The 20,618-nt window shown below is 71.5% G+C and carries 20 protein-coding genes; 12 read left to right on the top strand and 8 right to left on the bottom strand.

Annotated features, from left to right (window positions below):
• Window positions 1-443: 443 nt before the first annotated feature.
• Together ACZ45E_RS31565 and ACZ45E_RS31560 are read right to left on the bottom strand one after the other, a co-directional pair.
• Complete coding sequence (locus tag ACZ45E_RS31565) at window positions 444-1,691, bottom strand: hypothetical protein (protein ID WP_468227254.1); 1,248 nt, start codon at window positions 1,689-1,691, stop codon at window positions 444-446.
• Complete coding sequence (locus ACZ45E_RS31560) at window positions 1,691-2,353, bottom strand: RNA polymerase sigma factor (RefSeq protein ID WP_468227251.1); 663 nt, start codon at window positions 2,351-2,353, stop codon at window positions 1,691-1,693. The genes ACZ45E_RS31565 and ACZ45E_RS31560 overlap by 1 nt, the downstream gene beginning before the upstream one ends.
• A 481-nt stretch (window positions 2,354-2,834) precedes the next feature.
• Here ACZ45E_RS31560 and ACZ45E_RS31555 point away from each other — a divergent pair, with 481 nt between their 5' ends.
• A complete protein-coding gene (locus tag ACZ45E_RS31555) occupies window positions 2,835-5,537 on the top strand; it encodes an N-acetylmuramoyl-L-alanine amidase (RefSeq protein ID WP_468227248.1) in 2,703 nt (900 codons plus the stop codon).
• A gap of 114 nt (window positions 5,538-5,651) precedes the next feature.
• Here the strand turns inward: ACZ45E_RS31555 and ACZ45E_RS31550 are convergent, their stop codons facing one another.
• The 3 genes from ACZ45E_RS31550 to ACZ45E_RS31540 all read right to left on the bottom strand — a co-directional run bounded on the left by ACZ45E_RS31550 (window position 5,652) and on the right by ACZ45E_RS31540 (window position 8,806).
• Complete coding sequence (locus ACZ45E_RS31550) at window positions 5,652-6,164, bottom strand: hypothetical protein (protein ID WP_468227245.1); 513 nt, start codon at window positions 6,162-6,164, stop codon at window positions 5,652-5,654.
• Between the two features lie 83 nt (window positions 6,165-6,247).
• Entirely contained in the window at window positions 6,248-7,096 is an 849-nt protein-coding gene (locus ACZ45E_RS31545; protein ID WP_468227242.1) for a DUF4328 domain-containing protein, read from the bottom strand.
• A gap of 108 nt (window positions 7,097-7,204) precedes the next feature.
• The gene (locus tag ACZ45E_RS31540) at window positions 7,205-8,806 is read right to left on the bottom strand and encodes a beta-N-acetylhexosaminidase (protein WP_468227239.1); all 1,602 of its coding nucleotides are present in this window, start codon (window positions 8,804-8,806) and stop codon (window positions 7,205-7,207) included.
• Between the two features lie 284 nt (window positions 8,807-9,090).
• On the opposite strand from ACZ45E_RS31540, the gene ACZ45E_RS31535 reads away from it, so the two are divergent.
• From ACZ45E_RS31535 to ACZ45E_RS31490, 10 genes are all read left to right on the top strand, one after another.
• Entirely contained in the window at window positions 9,091-9,690 is a 600-nt protein-coding gene (locus ACZ45E_RS31535) for a 2-oxo-4-hydroxy-4-carboxy-5-ureidoimidazoline decarboxylase (RefSeq protein ID WP_468227326.1), read from the top strand.
• 149 nt (window positions 9,691-9,839) lie between these two features.
• Window positions 9,840-10,220, top strand: coding sequence for a succinate dehydrogenase, cytochrome b556 subunit (sdhC, locus tag ACZ45E_RS31530; RefSeq protein WP_468227235.1), 381 nt, complete (start codon window positions 9,840-9,842; stop codon window positions 10,218-10,220).
• A gap of 8 nt (window positions 10,221-10,228) precedes the next feature.
• Entirely contained in the window at window positions 10,229-10,723 is a 495-nt protein-coding gene (locus tag ACZ45E_RS31525; RefSeq protein ID WP_468227232.1) for a succinate dehydrogenase hydrophobic membrane anchor subunit, read from the top strand.
• 19 nt (window positions 10,724-10,742) lie between these two features.
• On the top strand, window positions 10,743-12,497 hold the full coding sequence (gene sdhA, locus ACZ45E_RS31520; RefSeq protein ID WP_468227229.1) for a succinate dehydrogenase flavoprotein subunit: 1,755 nt from the start codon (window positions 10,743-10,745) through the stop codon (window positions 12,495-12,497).
• Window positions 12,497-13,273, top strand: a complete 777-nt coding sequence (locus ACZ45E_RS31515) for a succinate dehydrogenase iron-sulfur subunit (protein ID WP_324776807.1) — start codon at window positions 12,497-12,499, stop codon at window positions 13,271-13,273. The genes sdhA and ACZ45E_RS31515 overlap by 1 nt, the downstream gene beginning before the upstream one ends.
• A gap of 193 nt (window positions 13,274-13,466) precedes the next feature.
• Window positions 13,467-13,868 (top strand): VOC family protein, encoded by a 402-nt coding sequence (locus tag ACZ45E_RS31510; protein ID WP_468227225.1) that lies wholly within the window; start codon window positions 13,467-13,469, stop codon window positions 13,866-13,868.
• 134 nt (window positions 13,869-14,002) lie between these two features.
• Window positions 14,003-14,410, top strand: a complete 408-nt coding sequence (locus ACZ45E_RS31505; protein WP_468227223.1) for a hypothetical protein — start codon at window positions 14,003-14,005, stop codon at window positions 14,408-14,410.
• A gap of 14 nt (window positions 14,411-14,424) precedes the next feature.
• A complete protein-coding gene (locus ACZ45E_RS31500) occupies window positions 14,425-14,997 on the top strand; it encodes a thiol-disulfide oxidoreductase DCC family protein (protein WP_468227220.1) in 573 nt (190 codons plus the stop codon).
• Window positions 14,998-15,006: 9 nt separating this feature from the next.
• On the top strand, window positions 15,007-15,744 hold the full coding sequence (locus tag ACZ45E_RS31495; protein WP_468227218.1) for a TetR/AcrR family transcriptional regulator: 738 nt from the start codon (window positions 15,007-15,009) through the stop codon (window positions 15,742-15,744).
• 109 nt (window positions 15,745-15,853) lie between these two features.
• Window positions 15,854-17,053, top strand: a complete 1,200-nt coding sequence (locus tag ACZ45E_RS31490) for a D-alanyl-D-alanine carboxypeptidase family protein (RefSeq protein WP_468227215.1) — start codon at window positions 15,854-15,856, stop codon at window positions 17,051-17,053.
• An 87-nt stretch (window positions 17,054-17,140) separates the two neighbouring features.
• Here ACZ45E_RS31490 and ACZ45E_RS31485 read toward each other — a convergent pair whose 3' ends face one another.
• The 3 genes from ACZ45E_RS31485 to ACZ45E_RS31475 form a co-directional block, all read right to left on the bottom strand.
• Window positions 17,141-17,539, bottom strand: a complete 399-nt coding sequence (locus ACZ45E_RS31485) for an ATP-binding protein (protein WP_468227212.1) — start codon at window positions 17,537-17,539, stop codon at window positions 17,141-17,143.
• 152 nt (window positions 17,540-17,691) lie between these two features.
• On the bottom strand, window positions 17,692-18,927 hold the full coding sequence (locus tag ACZ45E_RS31480; protein WP_468227209.1) for a metallophosphoesterase: 1,236 nt from the start codon (window positions 18,925-18,927) through the stop codon (window positions 17,692-17,694).
• A gap of 21 nt (window positions 18,928-18,948) precedes the next feature.
• Window positions 18,949-19,191 carry an SCO4848 family membrane protein gene (locus ACZ45E_RS31475; protein ID WP_324776788.1) on the bottom strand — a complete coding sequence of 81 codons (243 nt, stop codon included), beginning with the start codon at window positions 19,189-19,191 and terminating at the stop codon, window positions 18,949-18,951.
• A gap of 133 nt (window positions 19,192-19,324) precedes the next feature.
• On the opposite strand from ACZ45E_RS31475, the gene ACZ45E_RS31470 reads away from it, so the two are divergent.
• Window positions 19,325-20,614 carry a D-alanyl-D-alanine carboxypeptidase family protein gene (locus ACZ45E_RS31470; RefSeq protein ID WP_468227323.1) on the top strand — a complete coding sequence of 430 codons (1,290 nt, stop codon included), beginning with the start codon at window positions 19,325-19,327 and terminating at the stop codon, window positions 20,612-20,614.
• Window positions 20,615-20,618 lie beyond the last annotated feature (4 nt).

Here is a 20,618-nt window from a genome sequence, read left to right as displayed (position 1 = left end):
GAGCCGGTGCCGTCGATACCCACCGAGGCCGCACCACCGGGGCCGCGCACGCCGGGGCCGCGTACGCGTGTTCGGACACCAGGTCCGGGGGCCGGGGCCGAGGATTGGGGGCGTGGGTGGGACCGGGGGAACGTGTCCCACCCACGCCAGTGGCACAGAGCCGAAGATACGGGGGGAATCCCCGGCTCGTGCACGGCCGATGACCAGTCGGCTACTCAGTACTGCGTCCCCCGTTCAGAAAATGTCACACCTGTCGCGCAACTATTTTGGCGAATCGTGTCTGCGCAGGTCAGCCCAGCGATGAAGAGGGTGCGCGGAGGCGGTTACGAGGCGAGCGGGGAGGGTGTTGCCGTTGCCGCGGATCGGGCCCGGGAGGCGGCGAGGGGGAGGGGGAGGGAGAGCGCCGAGGTCGGTTTCGCTGCGCGGACCGACGCCGCCCGCTCTCAGCGGGCGTGCTGGACGGTGCCGGTCCTGGGGCCGGTGGCGGGGCGGGGGCCGGTGGCGGGACGGGGATGGAAGCCCGCGCCGGTGCGGGCCTCGGGACCGGCGCCCGTGCCGGCCTTGCTGCCGACGCCAGCGCCAGCGCCGGCGCCCCCGCTCGTGTGTGCCTTGACGCCGGCGCCAACACCACCGTGGCCGCCCGTCACGACCCCGTAGTGACCGCCGCGGTCGGGGCCGGAGCCGGGGCCGTCGTGGATGCCCGTGCCGACGTCGTTGTGATCGCCGGGGCCGAAGCCGTGGTGGCCGTCGGAGGTGTCGGAGTCGTCGTCCTCGTCACCGTTCTTGCCGCCGCCCGTGCCCCCGTCCTTGCCGCCGTCCTTGCCGCCGTCCTTGCCGCCCGGTCCGTTCAGGCCGTTGGGCACGTCGGAGCCATCGGTCCCGTTCGCCCCGGCGGGTCCGTCGAAGGCGCCGGAACCGTCGGGGCCGGCGAGGACGCGGTCGCAGAAGCGGCCGAGGTCCGCCACGGTGCGGCCGTACTTCTTGGCGGAGCCGCGCAACCGCTGCCGTTCGTCGGCGCCGAGTTCTCCGCCCCGGTACCTGAGGCACGCCGCGACCATCTTCCGGTGCGCTCCCGCGGACGTCTTGCCGCTCTCGGTGGCCTCGGGCGCCGGCCGCCGGGGCAGCCCCTTGCGCTCCTGCCGCACGCCGCCGTTCCCCGCGCTCGGTGAGCCGGAGCTGTCGGGCACCACCGAACCGTCGGGCCGCGCCTCGTCGTGCTCCCTGCCCCGCGGCGAGGGCGAGACGAGCGGGCGGTCCGGGCTGGCCACGCCCGACACGGAGGCGGCCGGCCCCGGATCGCCGCCGCCACCGAACGGCGAGGGCAGCACCCCTGTCCCGGCGGCGACGGCGACCCCGCCGACCATGCACGCGGCGAGCGCGGCGGCGAGCCCGAACCGCACCGGCCGCGCCCAGCGCCGACCACGGTCCGTGCGGGCCGCCGCGATCACGACACGGTCGACGGAGTCCTCCACGGCATTGACCGCCCGGGCCTCCCGGAACGCCTTCAACGCGGCGTCCTCGCCCGGGAGTTCACCGTCGGGCCCGGTCGGCACCACGGTCAGCGCGTCGAACGCGGCGGCCAGTCGCCCGGCCTGCCGGATGTCGTCGTCGGCGACGGCCGCCAGGGGCTCCCCGCGCAACAGTCGCTCCGCCGCGTCGCGGTCCAGCCACTTGTCGTGCTCGTCGGCCATCACATGTCCTTCTGCGTCCGCGTACGCGAATGCGTCACACCGGCGGACGTCGCCGTGCGGGTACGCGGCTGCCTCGGATGGGGCACGGCGTCGAGGGAACCGGCGGATCCCGGGTCCGCGCCGAGCAGCTCCGCAAGCCGCTTCAGGCCGCGGTGCGCGGCGGTGCGGACGGCGCCCGGACGTTTGCCGAGGGTCTGCGCGGCGCTCTTCGCGTCGAGTCCGACGACGACGCGCAGCACGACGGCTTCGGCCTGGTCCTGCGGGAGTTGGGAGATCAGATCCAGGGCGGTGCCGGTGGCGAGGGACTCCAGCGCCTCGTCGGCGGTGTCGGAGAGCGCGGGTCGGCCGGCGAGTTCGCTCTCGTCGCCGCCGACGGCCGGCCGGCGCCCCCGCATGCGTATGTGGTCCAGCGCGCGGTTGCGGGCGATCCGGGCGGCCCAGCCGCGGAACCGGTCGGCGTCGCCCTCGAAGCGCGGGATGTCCCGGGCGATCTGGAGCCACGCCTCGGAGGCGACGTCCTCGGTGTCCGGGTCGCCGACGAGCGTGCGTATGTATCCGAGCAGCCGTGGGTGCACGGCGCGGTACACAGTCCGGAACGCGGTCTCGTCCCCGTCCCGTGCCGCAAGCACCGCGGCGGTCAGCTCCGCGTCGTCCCCCAGCACTCCCTGTCCCTGCCTGCCCCGGTGGTGAAGCCGTGTGCCCCGTATGACGGTGTGCGCCCATATGACGGTGTGCGCTCCCGGCGCGAATCAGCACGCTACGGCCTGAAACGCCCCCACGTCCATGTTTGTACAAGACGCAACTACTGGGTCGCGCAGTGGGGTGTGACACAAAACGCACCCTCGGCGCTGAAGAAGGTACGGGCCGCTCGCGACCCGTACCGCGTGGCGGCCGGGGTCTCTCCTGTGGGGGGTGGCGACCTCGGCCGTCCCGTATTTCCGGGGCCGTTCGGCGGTGCGTGGTACTCCGCGCGAGGTGCCTCGACCCCCGGTACGCCGCCACCCCTCCCCTGCCCGCACTGGTGAATAAGTGACGTGCGACACATCTGTGCAACGTGTGGCGTTCCTCGATGGTCTTCCGCTGAACAGAGCATCTACCCGCAGTCAGCGGGGTGTGTGTGAACTTCTTCAAGGGGTGGGGCATTTGAGCCCGCGACATTCGCGCGGAAAGGCTCAGGACGCGCGCGCTTCGCACGCGTACAAGCCGCTGAGTCTCAGGCGGAGAGCGTGGATCACGATCGGCGCCGTCGTACTCGGCGGAGGTGGCGCCGCTACGTACGCGATGGCCGACCCGGGCGACGGGGGCGCGGGGAGCCCGCGGGTCTTCCGGGCCGCTTCCGTGCACTCGCTGGGTCTGCAGACGAAGGGCGACCGCAAGGTCGTGCCGCAGAAGTCGACGAAGCAGTTCAGTGCCGTGTCGGTGACGTGGAAGGACCCGAAGGACGAGATCGACGGCACCGCCCAGTTCCGGGCCAGGTCGGCGCGGACCGGTGACTGGGGCGCGTGGACGACCCTGCCGAAGGAGACCAACGACGCCGACGGCGCCGAGCGCGAGGGCTCCGACATCCGCGGCGGCACCGCGTCCGTGCCGACGGAGACCGCATCGAACGGCGTCGAGGTGCGGGTGGTCGACGCCGACGGCAAGGCGTCCGACCTGCCGTCCGGCATGGACGTCAAGCTGATCGACCCGGGCACGGGCGCCGTCACGGGCAAGGGCGCCGCCCTCGAACCGGCGGCGTACGCGCAGGAGACGACGCCCCCGGCCGCGACCGGCTCACCGACCGCCTCCCAGGAGCCCCCGGAGCCGTCGGCCCCGGTCTCCTCGGCGTCGCAGAGCCCCACGGGGGCCGCGCCCGCGAGCTCCGCCCCGGCGTCGTCGGCCCCGACGGAGACGGCGCCCGAGCCACTCCCCTCGACGGTCGAGAAGCCCGTCATCATCCCGCAGTCGGTGTGGGGCCCGGGCCTCGCGCACGACGGGACGCCCTCCTACGACACGGAGATCAAGGCCGCCGTCGTCCACCACACCGGTGTCGACCTGGACAACCAGGTCCCCTGTGCCAAGTCCGCCGAGCGGCTGCGCCAGATCCAGCAGGACCACGTCTCCAAGGGCTACTACGACATCGGCTACAACTTCGTCGTCGACCGCTGCGGCCAGATCTTCGAGGGCCGTACCGGCGGCATGGACCTGCCGGTGCACGGCGCCCACGACTACGGGTTCAACACGGACACCGTCGGCATCTCCTACATCGGCAACTTCGAGTCGGCCACGCCCACCAAGGCGGCGCTCGACGCGATCGCCCGGGTCGTCGCCTGGAAGTTCGGCCAGTACGGCATCGTGCCGACGGGGAACGTCACGCTGACCTCCAACGGTGACCTCGGCGTCGACGGCAACAAGGTCGCCCTGGGCAAGACCATCACCCTGCCCCGGGTCTTCGGCCACAAGGACACCAACGCCACGCTCTGCCCCGGCGCCACCCTGTACCCGAAGCTGTCCCGCATCCGCACCCTCGCCGCGACCCCGGGCATCTCGCACGCCCTGATCTCGCAGAACGTCGTCGGCGACGCCACCGCGGACCTCGTGACCGGGCTGCCCAAGGGGGCGGGCGGCGGCCAGGTCGCCGTCGTCCCTGGCACCACGGCCGGCCCGACGGCCACCGGCAAGAAGGTCATCTCGCAGGCCGGTGACGTGCCCGGCTCGGCCGAGACCGGCGACGAGTTCGGCGCGTCCACCGCGACCGGCGACATCAACGGCGACGGCTACACCGACATCGTGGCCGGCCAGCCCGGCGAGGACGACACGTCGGGCCACAAGGACCGCGGCGCGGTCACCGTCGTGTACGGGCCGGGCTTCACCACGGGCCTCGGCATCAACATGGACGCGAGCTACGACCTGACCGGCGCCCGGTTCGGCTCGGCCGTGGCCGTCGGCGACTTCAACGCGGACGGTACGGCCGACGTGTTCGCCGCCTCCACCGGCCTCGGCGGCACCTGGATGGCCCGCTACGGCGACGGCTGGGACACCGACTCGGCGATCACCTCCACCGAGGCGAACCTGGCCTACGCGGACGCCGCGTCCGGCGACTTCGACCGGGACGGCTACGCGGACGTCGCCCTCAACTACCGCGACTCCACCGGCATCGGCCGCGTCACCTGGTACAAGGGCGGCTCCGGCGGCCTGCGCAAGGCGGCCACGCTGACCGTCAAGGGCGGCCGTTCCATCGGCGCCGGCGACATCAACGGCGACGGTGTCGACGACATAGCCATCGGCCAGCCCTACGTCGCCGAGTCCGGGGCCGCCACCGGCGGCCAGGTCACCTTCGTCAAGGGCGTGGCCGGCACCGGCCTGACCGCGACGGGCGCCAAGTCCATCAGCCAGGACACGTCCGGCGTGCCCGGCGGCGGGGAGTCCGGCGACGCGATGGGCTGGTCGGTCGCGGTCGGCGACTACAACCTCGACGGCTACGCGGACGTCCTGACGGGCGCCCCGAACGAGGACGTCACCCGCACCACCAACCAGGCCGACGCGGGCACGTCGCTGCTCCTGAAGGGCACGTCGACCGGGCTGACCGGCACCGGCTCCCTCGCCTTCACGCAGGACACCGCGGGCGTCCCCGGCGCGACCGAGACCAGCGACAACCTCGGTACGGCGACCGCTCTCGGCGACTTCTCCGGCTACGGCCGCGCCGACCTGGTCATCGGCACAGCGGGCGAGGACGCGGGCAACGGCACCCTGATGTACGTCCCGAGCAACAGCGGCGGTCCTGCTCCGAGCCAGACCAAGACCTTCGGCATCGGCTCGCTCGGCACCCCGGCAGGCGCCCGCCTGGGCACCAACCTGGCGCCGTAACAGCCGCATCACGCAAGAGAGGGCCGTGGGGGGGGGGGGGGGGAAGCGCCCTCCCCCCCCCCCCCCCCCCCCCCCCCCACGCCCCTTCGGCGTACCGGCCGCTGCCCGGCCGGGTCAGCGTGCCGTGACGCCCAGCCGGTCCAGGAGGCGGAAGAACAGCTCCTCCGCCGACGGCTCCGCCGCCGCCCCCACCACATCGGCCACCGGCTTCGCGACCACCGTCCGCCCGCACTCCGCGGCCCAGTCGACGGCCCGGTCGGCCGCGTCCGCCGGGGGCAGGAAGTAGTCCTCGAGGGCGCGCTCGTCACCGCCGATGAAGTCGGCCATCGAGGTGCGCCCCAGACACGTCGTCCACGCCCCGCTCCGCGGCGCCGCCGCCTCCACGACGGCGCAGAGGCTGTCCATGACGTACGCGAACAGGGCGGGTGAACCCGTCTCCGCCGCAAGGGAGTTCATGCTGCCGACGTCCCGCGTCTGCTCACCGCTCCCGCCGGGGCACTCCCACACCTGCCAGCCACCGGCCCGCTCCTCGAGCAGCGTGAGCTCGTCACGGACCGCGTCCAGCGCCGTCAGCTCCTTCAGCGGACGCGCGCTCCTGGCCACCACGTAGTAACCCCAGTAGCCCATATCCGCTCCCCCGTCCCGGTGTTCTTCGAACCTGAGACCGAATAGACCACAGGGGTACGGGACTTCGCCACCCGGAACACCAACTAGGCGGCGCCCGCCTCGGGTTCCGCGGCGGTCGCCGACTTGCGGTTCTGCAACCGGGTCAGCGACCGGACGAAGAGGATCGCGGCGGCGGCGCTCACAATGTCGAGCGCGTCGCCTGCCATCACCCCCAGCGTCGCCGACTTGATCTCGGAGAGGCCCTCGGCCCGGTCGTACTCCCTGCCCACGAAACGCCCCACGAACTGGTTCGCCAGCCACAGGAACCACCACAGGTCGATCACCCCGGACCACGCCTGCTTGCGTGACAGCTCCAGGCCGTCGGCACTGGCGTGCCAGGTGTCGAGCGCGATCCGGCGCGGGAACCAGAAGGCGACGACCGGCACGAAGAAGCCGAGGACCGTCCAGACGCGCGCCTTGCTCTGCCCGAACGGCGCGAGGGCATGGGCGTTGTCGCGTACGCGCAGGAACCAGAGGACGAACCCGATCGCGGTGACCGCCAGCGCGAACAACTGGGCCTGGCCCGCGAGGGCGTACAGGTCGTCGAGGCGCTCCGCCTCCCCCGCGTCGTACCCGGCCTGGTCGCCGCTCACCAGGCCGTCCACGAACCGGTACTCGGCGAACCCGGCCGCCAGGGCGCCCAGGTCGACCACGATGACGAGGCCGAGCAGCGCCATGGCGACCACGGCGAGCCTGTTCGGCGACCGCAGCCGGGTCCAGCCGGCCCTCGGGTCGTACGGCGCGGACGGCACCCGCGGCGGCAAGGGCGGCGGCGCCGCTTCCTGCCCGGTGCCCGGCGCGGCCGTCAGCGACCCGAAGGCCGCGTCCGAGCAGCGCGCGCACAGACCGTCCTCGACCAGCGCGTTGTTCTTCCCGCATCTCTTGCACAGCACAGCCGCGCGCCCTCCCCGGCGAACCACCGCGGATGTTCCGGCCCCCCGGCCGCGCGGCCAGCGGAACATACGGCCCGCCGGGCCCCACTGTCCATTCGTCTTCGCAGGTCAGCGAGAGAGCCGGGCCGCCAGCTCGACGAACTGCGGCCACGTCAGCTCCGGCTTCTCCGGGTCCCAGAGCTTCTGCACGGTCGCCCGCAGCGGCATCCGTACACCCTGGGCGACCTGGGCCTGGGTCTGGGACTGCGCGAGGTCGCACCAGACGGCGAAGGTGCCGCCGAGGATCTGGTCGTCGTACTTGGCGGGCACGGGTGACGTGCCGCGCACGACGAGCGGCGTCCAGCTCTCGTAGATCCGCTGCCCGGTCGGGTAGGTGAAGGTGTTGGGCTGGCCGAGGACGTAGTACAGGTACTCGTCGTTGTAGTTGGTCAGCTTCCGTCCCTGGCTCAGGTACGAGACCGGTTCACGCGCCCCGATCTCCTTGCCGGTCCAGTACGCGACCTCCAGCTTCTTGTCGGCGTCGACCTCACCGCCCGCGTAGAACCCGTCGTTCCACGCCTTCAGCTTCCGGTCGTGGGGGGCCATCGTCCGCGCCCGGTCGTTGAGCCAGCCCTGCGCGAGGTCCTGCACGCCCGCGCCCGGCCCGTACTTCCGCCGCGCCGCGGCGGCCAGCTGCGGGTAGGAGCCCTCCGGGTCCTTGACGGTGAGCGCCCGGTACTCGTCGGCACCCAGATGCCAGTACGCGCCCTTGAAGAGGCCGGCGTACTCCTTCAGCAGGTCGTCCACGATCTTCGCGGAGCCCGGCTCGGAGATGTCGACGGCGCCGCGCTGCGCCGACCCGCTCGCGTCGCGCAGTTGCAGGTCGGGGTGGGCCCTGAGGACGGCGCCCAGGTGTCCGGGCGAGTCGATCTCGGGCACGACCGTCACGTGCCGCTCGGCGGCCAGCGACAGGATCTCCCGCACCTGCGCCTTGGTCAGGTGGTCGTCGGACACGATCTCCGGATGCGAGTCGGACTCGATCCGGAACGCCTGGTCGTCGGAGAAGTGCAGGCCGAGCTGGTTGAACTTCAGGTCCCCGATCTCCCGGATCCGGTCCTTGATCCAGTCGGCCGAGAAGTGCTTGCGCGCAATATCGATCATGAACCCGCGCTGGGGTTTCGCCGGTTCGTCGGTGACGACCCCCTCGGGCACGGTGGCACCGCCGTGCGCCTCCTGCTTCAGGGTGCGGGTGCCGTAGAACACGCCCGTCGCGCCCGGCGCGACGATGCGCACCCGCCCGTCCCGCACGGTCATCCGGTACGACTCCTGGTCCGCGCGGCGCGCCCCGCCGAGCGCCAGCTCCACGTCGCCGGGCCCGGCCTCGGCGTCCTCGCCGCCGTAGGTGAGCCCCAGTTCGTCCGCGATCAGCCGTCCCTCGTCGGCCAGCCCCTTGTCCCGCACGACGACCCGGCCGCCGTCCGGTTTCCAGCCGGGCCCGCGGGCCGGCGTGAAGTCACGCACCGCGGGGATCGTGCGCGGGGGCGTCGACATCGGGTACGAGCGGCTGGGCGACGGGGACGCCGACGCACTCGACGCACCGGTCTTCCCGTCCGTCGGGGCCTGCCGGGAGGAGTCGTCACCGCCGTCCGGCCAGAACACGGCCGTCAATGCGACCGCCCCGGCCACGACGACCCCGCCGCCGGCCAACAGAGCCTTCCGTTCCCGCTCCACGTGTGCCTCCGCTCACGATCATGTCCGCGCCACCCGTAGGCCGACCGTAACCGGCACCCCCCGGAGCCTCGGGGACCCGCGCGACCGGCCACGACGAGTCGGTGCCCGCAAACGGAGCAAGCGTGCGGCGGCGCCGGGGGGCGAAGTCCACTCCAGAGCCTCAAACCCTCCCGTCCGGGTGAAATTCGCGCATCCGTCGGACAGTCGCAATCAGTCCTCGCTAGCGTTACGGCACAAACACACGCACCACACATCCCCCCCACCCGTTCCGCCGGAGGCACCCGCTGTCCGCGCATCGCGCCCTTCACGTACCCGGCCGTCTGCCCATACCGGCCCCGGCCGGAGCACCGAGGGGTCTCGCACTCCTCAACGCGCTGCCGCGGACCGCCGCCGAGGAGGCGCTGCACACCTGCTGCGGCAGCCGCGCCTGGGCGCGGCGGCTCGTCGCGCACCGCCCCTACCCGGACCTCGACGCGCTGCTCGCCGCGGCCGACGAGGCGGCGTACGACCTTCCCGCCGGCTCCGTCACCGAGGCCCTGGCCTGCGAGGAGCTGCCCCGGCTGCCGGGCGCCGCCGCCTACTCGGCCGCGTACACGGCGCTGGCCGCCGCGCACAGCGCGTACCAGGACCGCTTCGGGCACGCCTTCGTGATCTGCCTGGACGAGGTCGCCCCCGGCGAGGCGCTCGACCACGTGCTCACCGGGCTGCGCGACCGCCTCGGCAACGACCGGGAGGAGGAGCGCGTGGTCTCCGCCGAGGAGCTGCGCCGACTCGCCCGGGGCCGGATCGCCCGGCTTGTCCGCGATCTGCCACTTGCCCGGACCGGGGCGCCGGACGCCGCACGACGGGAAAGCGTGGACGATAGCCCGTACGTGCCTGTTTGATTGCCTGTTTGATCACACCGGAGGCCCCGGCGCGAACGAGCCGACAACTCGTCGATACGATGACGAGCGGCCGGTGGACCGTACCCGGCCGGGCCCGTCCGACACCGAAGCCGGCCGGCCCCTAGTCCCCGCTCCCGGAGGGTTCTTCCGTGCCGGCTGGAACGCTGTACCGCGGCCGGGAAGGCATGTGGTCGTGGGTGGCTCATCGAGTCACCGGTGTCCTCATTTTCTTCTTCCTGTTCGTACACGTGCTGGACACCGCTCTCGTCCGCGTCTCCCCAGAGTCGTACGACGACGTCGTTTCCACTTACAAGACGCCGATCGTCGCGCTCCTTGAGTACGGCCTCGTCGCTGCCATCCTCTTCCACGCGCTCAACGGCCTGCGAGTCATCGCCGTCGACTTCTGGTCGAAGGGCCCGCGCTACCAGAAGCAGCTGCTCTGGACCGTCGTGGGCATCTGGATCGTCCTGATGGCCGGGGCGCTGTACCCCGTCCTCGGCCACGCCGTCCGTGAACTCTTCGGGAGCTGAGGCCAGACATGTCTGACACCACCCTCACCAAGACGGACGGCACGTCCGGCGTCGGGCCCGTCGAGGGCGCTTCGCTCTACAGCGCCGACAACCCGGCCCCGTTCATCGAGGCGCCGCGCAAGCGCACCTCGAAGACCGGCAAGGGCAGCCGCGGCAACTTCGAGATGGCCGCATGGCTCTTCATGCGTCTGTCCGGCGTCGTCCTGGTCGTTCTCGTCCTCGGCCACCTGCTGATCCAGCTCGTCCTCGACGGCGGCGTCTCCAAGATCGGCTTCGCGTTCGTCGCGGGCCGCTGGGCGTCCCCGTTCTGGCAGGGCTGGGACCTGCTGATGCTGTGGCTCGCGATGCTGCACGGCGCCAACGGCCTGCGCACGGTCATCAACGACTACGCAGAGCGCCCCAACACCCGCCTGTGGTTGAAGGGCCTGCTGTACGCCGCGACGGTCTTCACCGTCCTGCTGGGCACGCTGGTGATCTTCACCTTCGACCCGAACATCCGTTAAAGCCGAGGCGAGCGAACCCGTGAAGATTCACAAGTACGACACCGTCATCGTCGGCGCCGGTGGCGCGGGCATGCGCGCGGCCATCGAGTCGACCAAGCGCAGCCGCACCGCCGTGCTGACCAAGCTCTACCCCACCCGCTCCCACACGGGCGCCGCGCAAGGCGGCATGGCCGCCGCGCTGGCCAACGTGGAGGAGGACAACTGGGAGTGGCACACCTTCGACACGATCAAGGGCGGCGACTACCTGGTCGACCAGGACGCCGCCGAGATCCTGGCGAAGGAGGCCATCGACTCGGTCCTCGACCTGGAGAAGATGGGCCTGCCGTTCAACCGCACCCCGGACGGCACCATCGACCAGCGCCGCTTCGGCGGTCACTCCCGTAACCACGGCGAGGCGCCGGTGCGCCGCTCCTGCTACGCGGCCGACCGCACGGGCCACATGATCCTTCAGACGCTGTACCAGAACTGCGTGAAGGAGGGCGTGGAGTTCTTCAACGAGTTCTACGTCCTGGACCAGCTCATCGTCGAGGAAGACGGCGTCAAGAAGTCCGCCGGTGTCGTGGCCTACGAGCTCGCGACCGGTGAGATCCACGTCTTCCAGGCCAAGGCGGTCATCTACGCCTCGGGCGGCACCGGCAAGTTCTTCAAGGTGACGTCGAACGCGCACACCCTGACCGGCGACGGCCAGGCGGCGTGCTACCGGCGCGGGATCCCGCTGGAGGACATGGAGTTCTTCCAGTTCCACCCGACCGGCATCTGGCGCATGGGCATCCTGCTCACGGAGGGCGCCCGCGGTGAGGGCGGCATCCTGCGCAACAAGGACGGCGAGCGCTTCATGGAGAAGTACGCGCCGGTCATGAAGGACCTCGCGTCCCGTGACGTCGTGTCCCGCTCCATCTACACGGAGATCCGTGAAGGCCGCGGCTGCGGTCCCGAGGGCGACCACGTCTACCTCGACCTCACGCACCTGCCGCCGGAGCAGCTCGACGCCAAGCTCCCGGACATCACCGAGTTCGCGCGGACGTACCTCGGTATCGAGCCCTACACGGACCCGATCCCGATCCAGCCGACCGCGCACTACGCCATGGGCGGCATCCCGACCAACGTCCAGGGTGAGGTCCTCGCGGACAACACCACGGTCGTCCCGGGCCTGTACGCCGCCGGTGAGGTCGCCTGTGTCTCCGTGCACGGCGCCAACCGCCTCGGCACGAACTCGCTGCTCGACATCAACGTCTTCGGCAAGCGGGCCGGTATCGCCGCCGCCGAGTACTCCCACACGGCTCCGTTCATCGAGCTGCCGGAGAACCCGGCGTCGCTGGTCGAGGCGCAGGTCGAGCGGTTGCGCAACGCGACGGGCACCGAGCGCGTCTCGGTCCTCCGCAACGAGCTGCAGGAGTGCATGGACGCCAACGTGATGGTGTTCCGCACCGAGCAGACGATCAAGACGGCCGTCGAGAAGATCGCCGAGCTGCGTGAGCGTTACCTCAACGTCTCGATCCAGGACAAGGGCAAGCGGTTCAACACCGACCTCCTGGAAGCCATCGAGCTGGGCAACCTGCTCGACCTGGCCGAGGTCATGGCGACCTCCGCGCTGGCCCGCAAGGAGTCCCGCGGCGGCCACTACCGCGAGGACTTCCCGAACCGCGACGACGTCAACTTCATGCGCCACACCATGGCGTACCGCGAGGTCGGCGACGACGGCTCCGAGTCCATCCGTCTGGACTACAAGCCGGTCGTCCAGACCCGCTACCAGCCGATGGAGCGTAAGTACTGATGGCAACCCCGATCATGGACAAGGCGGAGGCGGCCGGCAAGGCCGAGCCCGGGTTCGCCGACTCCCCGTACATCACCGTCACCTTCCGGATCCGCCGGTTCAACCCGGAGGTCTCGGCGGAGGCGAGCTGGGTCGACTTCCAGCTGGAGATCGACCCGAAGGAGCGCGTGCTCGACGCCCTCCACAAGATCAAGTGGGAGCAGGACGGTTCGCTGACGTTCCGTCGCTCCTGCGCGCACGGCATCTGCGGGTCCGACGCGATGCGCATCAACGGCAAGAACCGCCTTGCCTGCAAGACGCTCATCAAGGACATCAACCCGCAGAAGCCGATCACGGTCGAGGCCATCAAGGGCCTGACGGTCCTCAAGGACCTGGTCGTGGACATGGACCCGTTCTTCCAGGCGTACCGCGACGTCATGCCGTTCCTGGTGACGAAGGGGAACGAGCCGACGCGTGAGCGTCTGCAGTCCGCCGAGGACCGCGAGCGCTTCGACGACACGACCAAGTGCATCCTGTGCGCGGCGTGCACGTCGTCGTGCCCGGTGTTCTGGAACGACGGCCAGTACTTCGGTCCTGCCGCCATCGTCAACGCGCACCGCTTCATCTTCGACTCGCGCGACGAGGCCGGGGAGCAGCGCCTGGAGATCCTCAACGACCGTGACGGTGTGTGGCGTTGCCGCACGACGTTCAACTGCACGGACGCCTGCCCGCGTGGCATCGAGGTCACCAAGGCGATCCAGGAAGTGAAGCGTGCGCTGATCACGCGCCGCTACTGACCTTCCCGTTCTTTGCGGTCTGTGTGGGCCCCGCTCCTCTCGTGGAGCGGGGCCCACGGCCGTTCAGCGGCGCCGTCAGCACCTCCGCTCCCCCGGCCGGGCGCGTTCGGCGGCCTCAGGAACAACGGGCGCCACGCATGCGCCGCTGGGCCCTTATGCGGCATTTCAGCCGATCCATGGCTAATCTGACGGTATGTCACTTGCGCTGGAGACCCTCGGCTTCGACAACGCCCTGCTGCCCGTCGGCGACCTGCCCGAGGCCGTCGCCTTCTACGAGCGCGTCGGGCTCCCCGTGAAGTTCCGCCTCGACGAGGCCGGCATCGCGCTGCTCTCCGTCGGCAAGGAGACCCCCGGCCTGCTGCTGCGCGCCGAGGACGGCTTCGGACACCGGCCCCCGTCGTGGCCCGCGGCGCGGCTCTGGCTGGAGGTGCCCGACGCGCGCGCCGTGGCCCGCTCGCTGAGCGAAGCGGGCATCACGCCGCTCGACCCGCCCTTCTCCACCTCCACGGGGTATGTCGTCGAGATCGCGGACCCGTGGGGCAACGTCATCGGGTTCACGGATTACCTCAAGCGCCCGGAACTGGCCCGGAACTGAGCATTCCGACCTACTTCTGACACCCCTCTTCCGAGACGCCCGTCACGTACGACGACTCCCACTTGAACGTGTTCAAAAACAGGGCTATCTTCAGTCCTGTCAGCGTTTTTGAACGCGTTCAAGGAGGGTGGGGCATGGACCTCACAGTTGTCGCCTACGTCGTCTACCTCATCGTCAGCATCGGGCTGACCATCTGGGTGGCGCGCACCCTGAGCCGTAACGGCAGGGTCTTCCTCGCCGACGTGCTGCACGGCAACGAGAAGCTGGCCGACGCCGTCAACCACCTTCTGGTGGTCGGCTTCTACCTGGTGAACCTCGGGTTCGTCGCCCTCTATCTCAGCGGCGACGGCACCATCGACAGCGCCCGCGGGGTCTTCGAGGCCCTGTCGACCAAGCTCGGCGTGGTGCTGCTCGTGCTCGGCGTGATGCACCTGGGCAATGTCTATGTCCTCAACAAGATCCGGCGGCGCGGCGTCATGGAGCGCGAGCAGCAGCCGCCGGTACCGCCGCAGGGGTGGGCCGCTCCGGTGGCCGGGGCGTGACAGCGGTGGGAGCCATGGGGGAGACGGACCGGGGCGTTCGGGGGGACGTCCCGGTCCGCCGGCTCACGGTCCTCTACGACGAGGAGTGCCCGCTGTGCACGTTCGCGCGGGGCTGGCTGAGCAGGCAGCGGCAGCTGGTACCGCTGGAGTTCGTGCCCGCGGGCTCGCAGGAGGCGCGGGGGCGCTTCCCCGGGCTCGACCACGCCGGAACCCTCAGCGACATCACGGTGATCGGCGACAGCGGGCAGGTCTACCGGGGCTCCGCCGCCTGGGTCGTGTGCATGTGGGCGCTGCGCGAGCACCGGGCCACGGCCCACCGGATGGCCACGCCCGCGGGGATGAGGGTCGCCAAGCAGGTGGTGCTGGCCGCCGCCAAGTACCGCTCGGCGTACCAGGAGCGGCAGGCCGGGGGCGGCGCGTACCGGCGGGCCGACGGTTGGCGGTACAACCCGAAGGACGGCTGGTACCACGAGACGGACGGGTTCGGGGACGGGAGCGGGGGCGGTTCCGGGGGTGGGAGCGGTATCGGGGGCGGTCCCGGGGGTGGCCCGCTCGCCTGTGACAGCGGTTGCCGCGTGGCCGATTAGGCTCTGGGCGTGGCTACAGACAAGGCGGAGGCCAAGGCCGCCAAGAGCGAGCAGACCCGGGCGCTGATCCTGGAGACCGCGATGCGGCTCTTCCGGGAGCGGGGCTACGACAAGACGACGATGCGGGCCATCGCTCAGGAGGCCGGGGTCTCCGTCGGCAACGCGTACTACTACTTCGCGGGCAAGGAACACCTCATCCAGGGGTTCTACGACGGGATCGCCGCCGAGCACGAGGCGGCGGTCCGGTCCGTCCTCGACACGGAGACCGATCTCCAGGCGCGGCTCGCGGGGGTGCTGCGGATCTGGCTGGAGATCGCCGAGCCGTACCACGAGTTCGCGGCCCAGTTCTTCAAGAACGCGGCCGACCCGGATTCGCCGCTCAGCCCGTTCTCGGCGGAGTCGGAGGGGGCGCGGGAGGCATCGATCGCGCTGCACCGGGAGGTCCTGGCCGGTTCCAAGGCCAAGGTGCCGGCCGAACTGGCCGAGATTCTCCCCGAGTTGATGTGGCTCTCCCAGATGGGGCTCGTCCTCTACTGGGTCTTCGACAGCTCCGAGGGCCGTGAGCGCAGCCGGCGGCTCGCCGAGCGCGGGGCCCGGCTGACGGCACGGGGCGTGGCGCTCGCCCGGTTCCGGGTGCTGCGGCCGCTGGTCCTTGAGGTGCACGAGCTGTTCATCGACTTCCTGCCGGGAATGACGCGCACGGAGTCGGAGCGGGACGGCGGGTCGGAGCAGAGCGGCGGCTCGTAGCGGAACGGGCGGTCGTAGCGGACCGGTGGCTCGGAGCGGACCGGTGGCTCGTAGCGGAACGGCGTGCCCCTCTTGCCGTGGTCTCAGCTCGGGCCGGTACCGTCACGGGATGCCCGGCACCACCTCATCCCCCGCACCCTTCACCAGCTCGCGGCTCAGCCGCCGCGGCGTCCTCGGCCTGGGGCTCAGCGCGACAGCCGCTCTCGCCCTGCCCGCCCAGCGCGCGTCCGCCTCGACCGCCGTCGGCGGTGAGCGGCTCGCCGCGTCCGGCGTCCAGGTACGGCGCGGCCCGGGAGCGCCGAGGCTGCCGAAGCTCGCCGCGAAGGCCTGGCTGGTCGCCGACAACGACAGCGGCGAAGTGCTCGCCTCCTACGGCGCCCACCGCGCGCTGCCGCCGGCCTCCACGCTGAAGATGCTGTTCGCGGAGACGGTCCTGCCCGCGTTCGAGCACGGCCTGAAACACCGGGTGAGCGCCGGGGACCTGGCCGGTATCCCGGCGGGGTCCAGCCTCGTCGGCGTCCAGGCCGGCACGACGTACACCGTCCATCAGCTGTGGCAGGGCGTCTTTCTGCGCTCCGGGAACGACGCCGTGCACGTGCTCGCCTCGATGTACGGCGGCGTCGGCAGGACGGTCGCGGCGATGCAGGCCCGCGCGCAGGACCTCCAGGCCCTGGACACCCATGTGGTCAGCCCGGACGGCTTCGACCACCAGGGGCAGCTCTCGTCGGCGTACGACCTCACGCTCTTCGCGCGGGCCGGGCTGCGGAACGACGACTTCCGCGGCTACTGCGCCACGAAGGTCGCCGACTTCCCGGCGGGGGGCGGCAGGACGTTCCAGATCCAGAACACCGACCGCCTGCTCACCGGGCAGGGCATCACCGCGTACGAGGGCCTCATCGGCGTCAAGAACGGCTACACCTCGCACGCCGGCAACACCTTCACCGGCGCCGCGACCCGTGACGGCCGCACGCTCCTCGTCACCGTCATGCACCCGAGGTCCGGGTACGAGGCGGTCTACCAGGAGACGGCCGCGCTCCTCGACTGGGGTTTCGCGGCGAGCGGCAAGGTGAGCGCGGTCGGGCAGCTGGTCACGCCGCTCAGCGAGCAGCCGGCGTCCTCCGCGGCGCCGGTGCCGGGCGCTCCGGGCGCGGGGACCGCGGGGACCGCGTCACCGTATCCGTCGTCCGCGCACGGGGAGGGCTGGGCGCTCGGCGGTTCGGCCGCGGTCGCGGCCCTCGCGGGCGGCGGTCTGCTCGCGCTGCGGCGCCGGGGGAACGGGCAGCCGTCGGGGCGCCGCCGGAAGGGCTGAGAAGGGGCCGGGGGTGAGGGGGCCGGGGGTGAGGGGACCGACGGGAGCGGAGGGGGCAGGGACAGGGCCCCGGCTCCGTGGAGCGGGTCAGGAACGCACCAGCGCCCAGACCGTCTTGCCGTAGCGTCCCCGGTGCCACACGCCCCACGCCTCGGCGAGCGTGTCGACCAGGTGCAGGCCCCGGCCGCTCTCGTCGTCGAGGGCGCGTGCGGGCCTCATCCCGGGTTCGGCCGCCGACTCGTCGGACACCTCGATGAAGCACGAGCCGTCCGCGAGGACCGTCACCGCGATCTCGAACTCCCGCTCGCGTGCGGGCCCGTGCCGGATCGCGTTCGTCGCCAGCTCGGAGACGAGCAGTACGGCGATGTCGAGCGCGTCGGCCGGTTCCGTATGGCCCCACACAGCCAGGTGGTCGCGCACGCGCAGCCGCGCCACCCCCACCGAGGCCGGGTGTCGGGGCAGTCTGAACGCACTGCGCCGCAACACACGTAGCCACCTCCTCCACGTCGTGTACACAGGTTCGACACATAATGCAGCGTGAAGGCAACTGTGTGTGTCATGGAAGTCGCCTTCCCCCGGCGCTATCCGGACAGATCCGGCCACGTACGGGCCGCGCGGCGCGGGGCAGGGCGGCTGTTTCAGGCCTGCTTCGAGGCGAGTTCGACGACCGTGATGTCGGAGGGCGCCCCGACCCGGACCGGCGGCCCCCAGGCGCCCGCGCCCCGGCTGACGTAGAGCTGGGTGTCGCCGTAGCGCTCCAGGCCGGCGAGGGTCGGATTGGCCGCGTCGGCGAAGAAGTTGCCGGGCCACAGCTGGCCGCCGTGGGTGTGCCCGGACAACTGGAGGTCGACGCCGTGCCGGACCGCTTCGTCGATCATCACGGGCTGGTGGGCGAGGAGGACGGCGGCGCGGGAGCGGTCGCGGTCGCCGAGCGCCTTCGCGTAGTCGGGTCCCTCGCCGTAGTTCTCGCCGCTGATGTCGTTGACGCCCGCGAGATCGAAGGCGCCCATCTCGACGCGGGCGTTCTCCAGCGGACGCAGCCCGATCTCGCGGACGTGCGCGACCCATGGGTCGGCGCCGGAGAAGTACTCGTGGTTGCCCGTGACGAAGAACGTGCCGTGCCGTGCGCGCAGCCGGGCGAGCGGGGCGACCGCCGGGGCCAGGTCCGCCACGCTTCCGTCGACCAGGTCGCCGACGACCGCGATCAGGTCCGGCTGCGTGGCGTTGATGGTGTCCACGACCCGCTCGGCGAAGCCCCGTCCGAGCACGGGACCGAGGTGGACGTCGCTGACCACGGCGATCCTGAACCCGTGGGCCGCGCGCGGCAGCCGGGCGAGCGGCACGGTGACCCGCTTCACCTTCGGCCCGCGCAGTACGCCGTACGCGCCGTTGCCCACGACGCCCACCGCGGCGACGGTGGCGGCGGCCCCCACGGAACGGGCGAGCAGCAGGCGGCGGCCGGTCGCCGGGGCCGGCCTCGCGGGCTCCGGAGCGGTCTCAGCCGGTGCTCGCGTCTCCGCCCCGGCCGCCGCCTCCCCGTCGGGCCGCGCCGCCTCGCGGTCGAGGACGCGCCGCAGCAGAGGCCGGAGCACCTCCCCCACCAGCAACGCGAGGACGAGGTAGATCGAGAACGCCATCCACAGGAAACCCGGCCACGCCAGGATCCGCTGGAGCAGGAACGGCGCCCCGGCCCGCTCCGCGCCGACGGCCGCGAACATCAGCACAGGACCCGCCACGAACACCGCCGCGCCCAGGCGTCTGGGCCAACCCGGGCCCGCCGTGGTGTCCCGCACGAGCCGGCGCCACGCGTAGAGGTGCAGCCCCGCGAAGGCCGCCACCGCGGCGAGGGCGACCAGCACAACGACAACGATCATGGCCCTGTCCGCCGCTTCCGTCTATGAGGTCCGCCGCAGAGCGCGCACTCCGCGGAACCCGATGCCCCCGACCACCGTCCCCAAGACAAAGGAGACGACGGCGAGGGTCAGGTGCACGAAGAAGTACGCCGTCGGATCACCGGCGTCGTCGAAGGCGAGGCCGCTGCCGTCCTTCCACAGGTTCTTGACGAAAGTGATCCAGATGATCCAGCTCCACACCCCGAAGGCGAGCAGGAACCAGGAGACGGGCCGGCTGAGCTTCATACGTTCAGTATCGTCAGCCGTCTTCGCGCACCGCCGCCGGGGTGGGGCCGGAGAGACACAGAAGACCTCGGCGCAGACTTACGGGCCGGGTACATGTACGTTCTCGACCGTGCCTGACTCCCCTGCGCCGTACATGTCGTACCTGAAGAAGTCCGCCCGGCCCGCGCGCGGCTTCGGCCCACTGCGCTCCACGCTGTGCACGGCTTCCACGGTCCTGCTCACCGCCTCCGCCCTGTCCTTGACGGCCGCTCTGCCCGCCGGCGCCGCGGACACGCCGGACAGCAAGCCGACCAAGAGCGCGGGGGGCAAGTCGGGGCCGCCGGCCGCCATGTCGACGATCGGTGGTGACCTGCTCGGCAAGCCGGGCACCCAGGTGAAGCTCGGGGCCGGCGCCCCGGTGCTGCCGAAGGATCTGACGGCCAAGTCGTGGATCGTCTCGGACGCCGAGTCGGGCGCCGTGCTCGCCTCGCACAACGCGCACTGGGAGCTGCCGCCCGCCAGCACCCTCAAGATGCTCTTCGCGGACACGCTCCTGCCCAAGTTCCCCAAGACCTCGACGCACAAGGTCGTCCCCTCCGACCTGGCGGGTATGGGCGCGGGCTCCAGTCTCGTCGGCGTCAAGGAGAACTTCACCTACACCGTCCACGACCTGTGGCTCGGTGTCTTCCTGCGCTCCGGCAACGATGCGGTGCACGTCCTGTCCGCGATGAACCACGGCGTCCCGCAGACGGTCAAGGACATGCAGGCGCACGCCCGGGAGCTCCAGGCCAACGACACGCATGTGGTCAGCCCCGACGGTTACGACGAGCCCGGCCAGCACTCCTCCGCCTACGACCTGACCCTCTTCGCCCGCTCCGGCCTGCAGAAGGCGGACTTCCGCGAGTACGCCGCCACGGCCACCGCCAAGTTCCCCGAGGCGCAGAAGAAGGGGAAGACGACGAGCCGCTTCGAGATCCAGAACACCAACCGGCTGCTCACCGGCGCGGCCGGCCTCGACGCCTACCAGGGCATCGCGGGCGTCAAGAACGGCAACACCACCAACGCCGGCGCCACCTTCACCGGCGTCGCCGAACGCAACAACAAGGTCCTTCTCGTCACCGTCATGAACCCGGACAAGAAGGAGAGCCAGGCGGTCTACAAGGAGACCGCCCGCCTCCTCGACTGGGGGTTCCAGGCCGACGGCAAGGTCACCCCGGTCGGCACCCTCGTCCCGCCGAAGGGCGCGACGTCCCCCAGCTCCAGCGGCTCGGCCAGCCCGCAGGGCGACGCGGGCCCCGCCAAGCCGGCCGCGCACGCCGCGGTCGAAGCGGGCGGCTCCAGCGGCGTCGGCATCGCCCTGGCCATCACGGGCGGCGTCCTGGCCGTCCTCGCCGCAGCGGCCTTCGCGGTGCGCAAGAAGTGGCCCGTGCGCACGAAGTCCTGAGCCC

It is taken from the genome of Streptomyces sp. NPDC030991 (genome assembly GCF_055571235.1).
The sequence above is the reverse complement of the archived record's forward strand: the minus strand, read 5'-3'. Positions and strand labels throughout refer to the sequence as shown.

Coding starts and splice junctions, on each gene's coding strand:
- ACZ45E_RS31510 (WP_468227225.1), top strand. CDS start 13,467: ATGTCACTTGCGCTGGAGACCCTCGGCTTCGACAACGCCCTGCTGCCC.
- ACZ45E_RS31470 (WP_468227323.1), top strand. CDS start 19,325: ATGTCGTACCTGAAGAAGTCCGCCCGGCCCGCGCGCGGCTTCGGCCCA.
- ACZ45E_RS31500 (WP_468227220.1), top strand. CDS start 14,425: ATGGGGGAGACGGACCGGGGCGTTCGGGGGGACGTCCCGGTCCGCCGG.
- ACZ45E_RS31480 (WP_468227209.1), bottom strand. CDS start 18,927: ATGATCGTTGTCGTTGTGCTGGTCGCCCTCGCCGCGGTGGCGGCCTTC.
- ACZ45E_RS31550 (WP_468227245.1), bottom strand. CDS start 6,164: ATGGGCTACTGGGGTTACTACGTGGTGGCCAGGAGCGCGCGTCCGCTG.
- ACZ45E_RS31565 (WP_468227254.1), bottom strand. CDS start 1,691: ATGGCCGACGAGCACGACAAGTGGCTGGACCGCGACGCGGCGGAGCGA.
- ACZ45E_RS31490 (WP_468227215.1), top strand. CDS start 15,854: ATGCCCGGCACCACCTCATCCCCCGCACCCTTCACCAGCTCGCGGCTC.
- ACZ45E_RS31525 (WP_468227232.1), top strand. CDS start 10,229: ATGTCTGACACCACCCTCACCAAGACGGACGGCACGTCCGGCGTCGGG.
- ACZ45E_RS31505 (WP_468227223.1), top strand. CDS start 14,003: ATGGACCTCACAGTTGTCGCCTACGTCGTCTACCTCATCGTCAGCATC.
- ACZ45E_RS31515 (WP_324776807.1), top strand. CDS start 12,497: ATGGCAACCCCGATCATGGACAAGGCGGAGGCGGCCGGCAAGGCCGAG.
- ACZ45E_RS31475 (WP_324776788.1), bottom strand. CDS start 19,191: ATGAAGCTCAGCCGGCCCGTCTCCTGGTTCCTGCTCGCCTTCGGGGTG.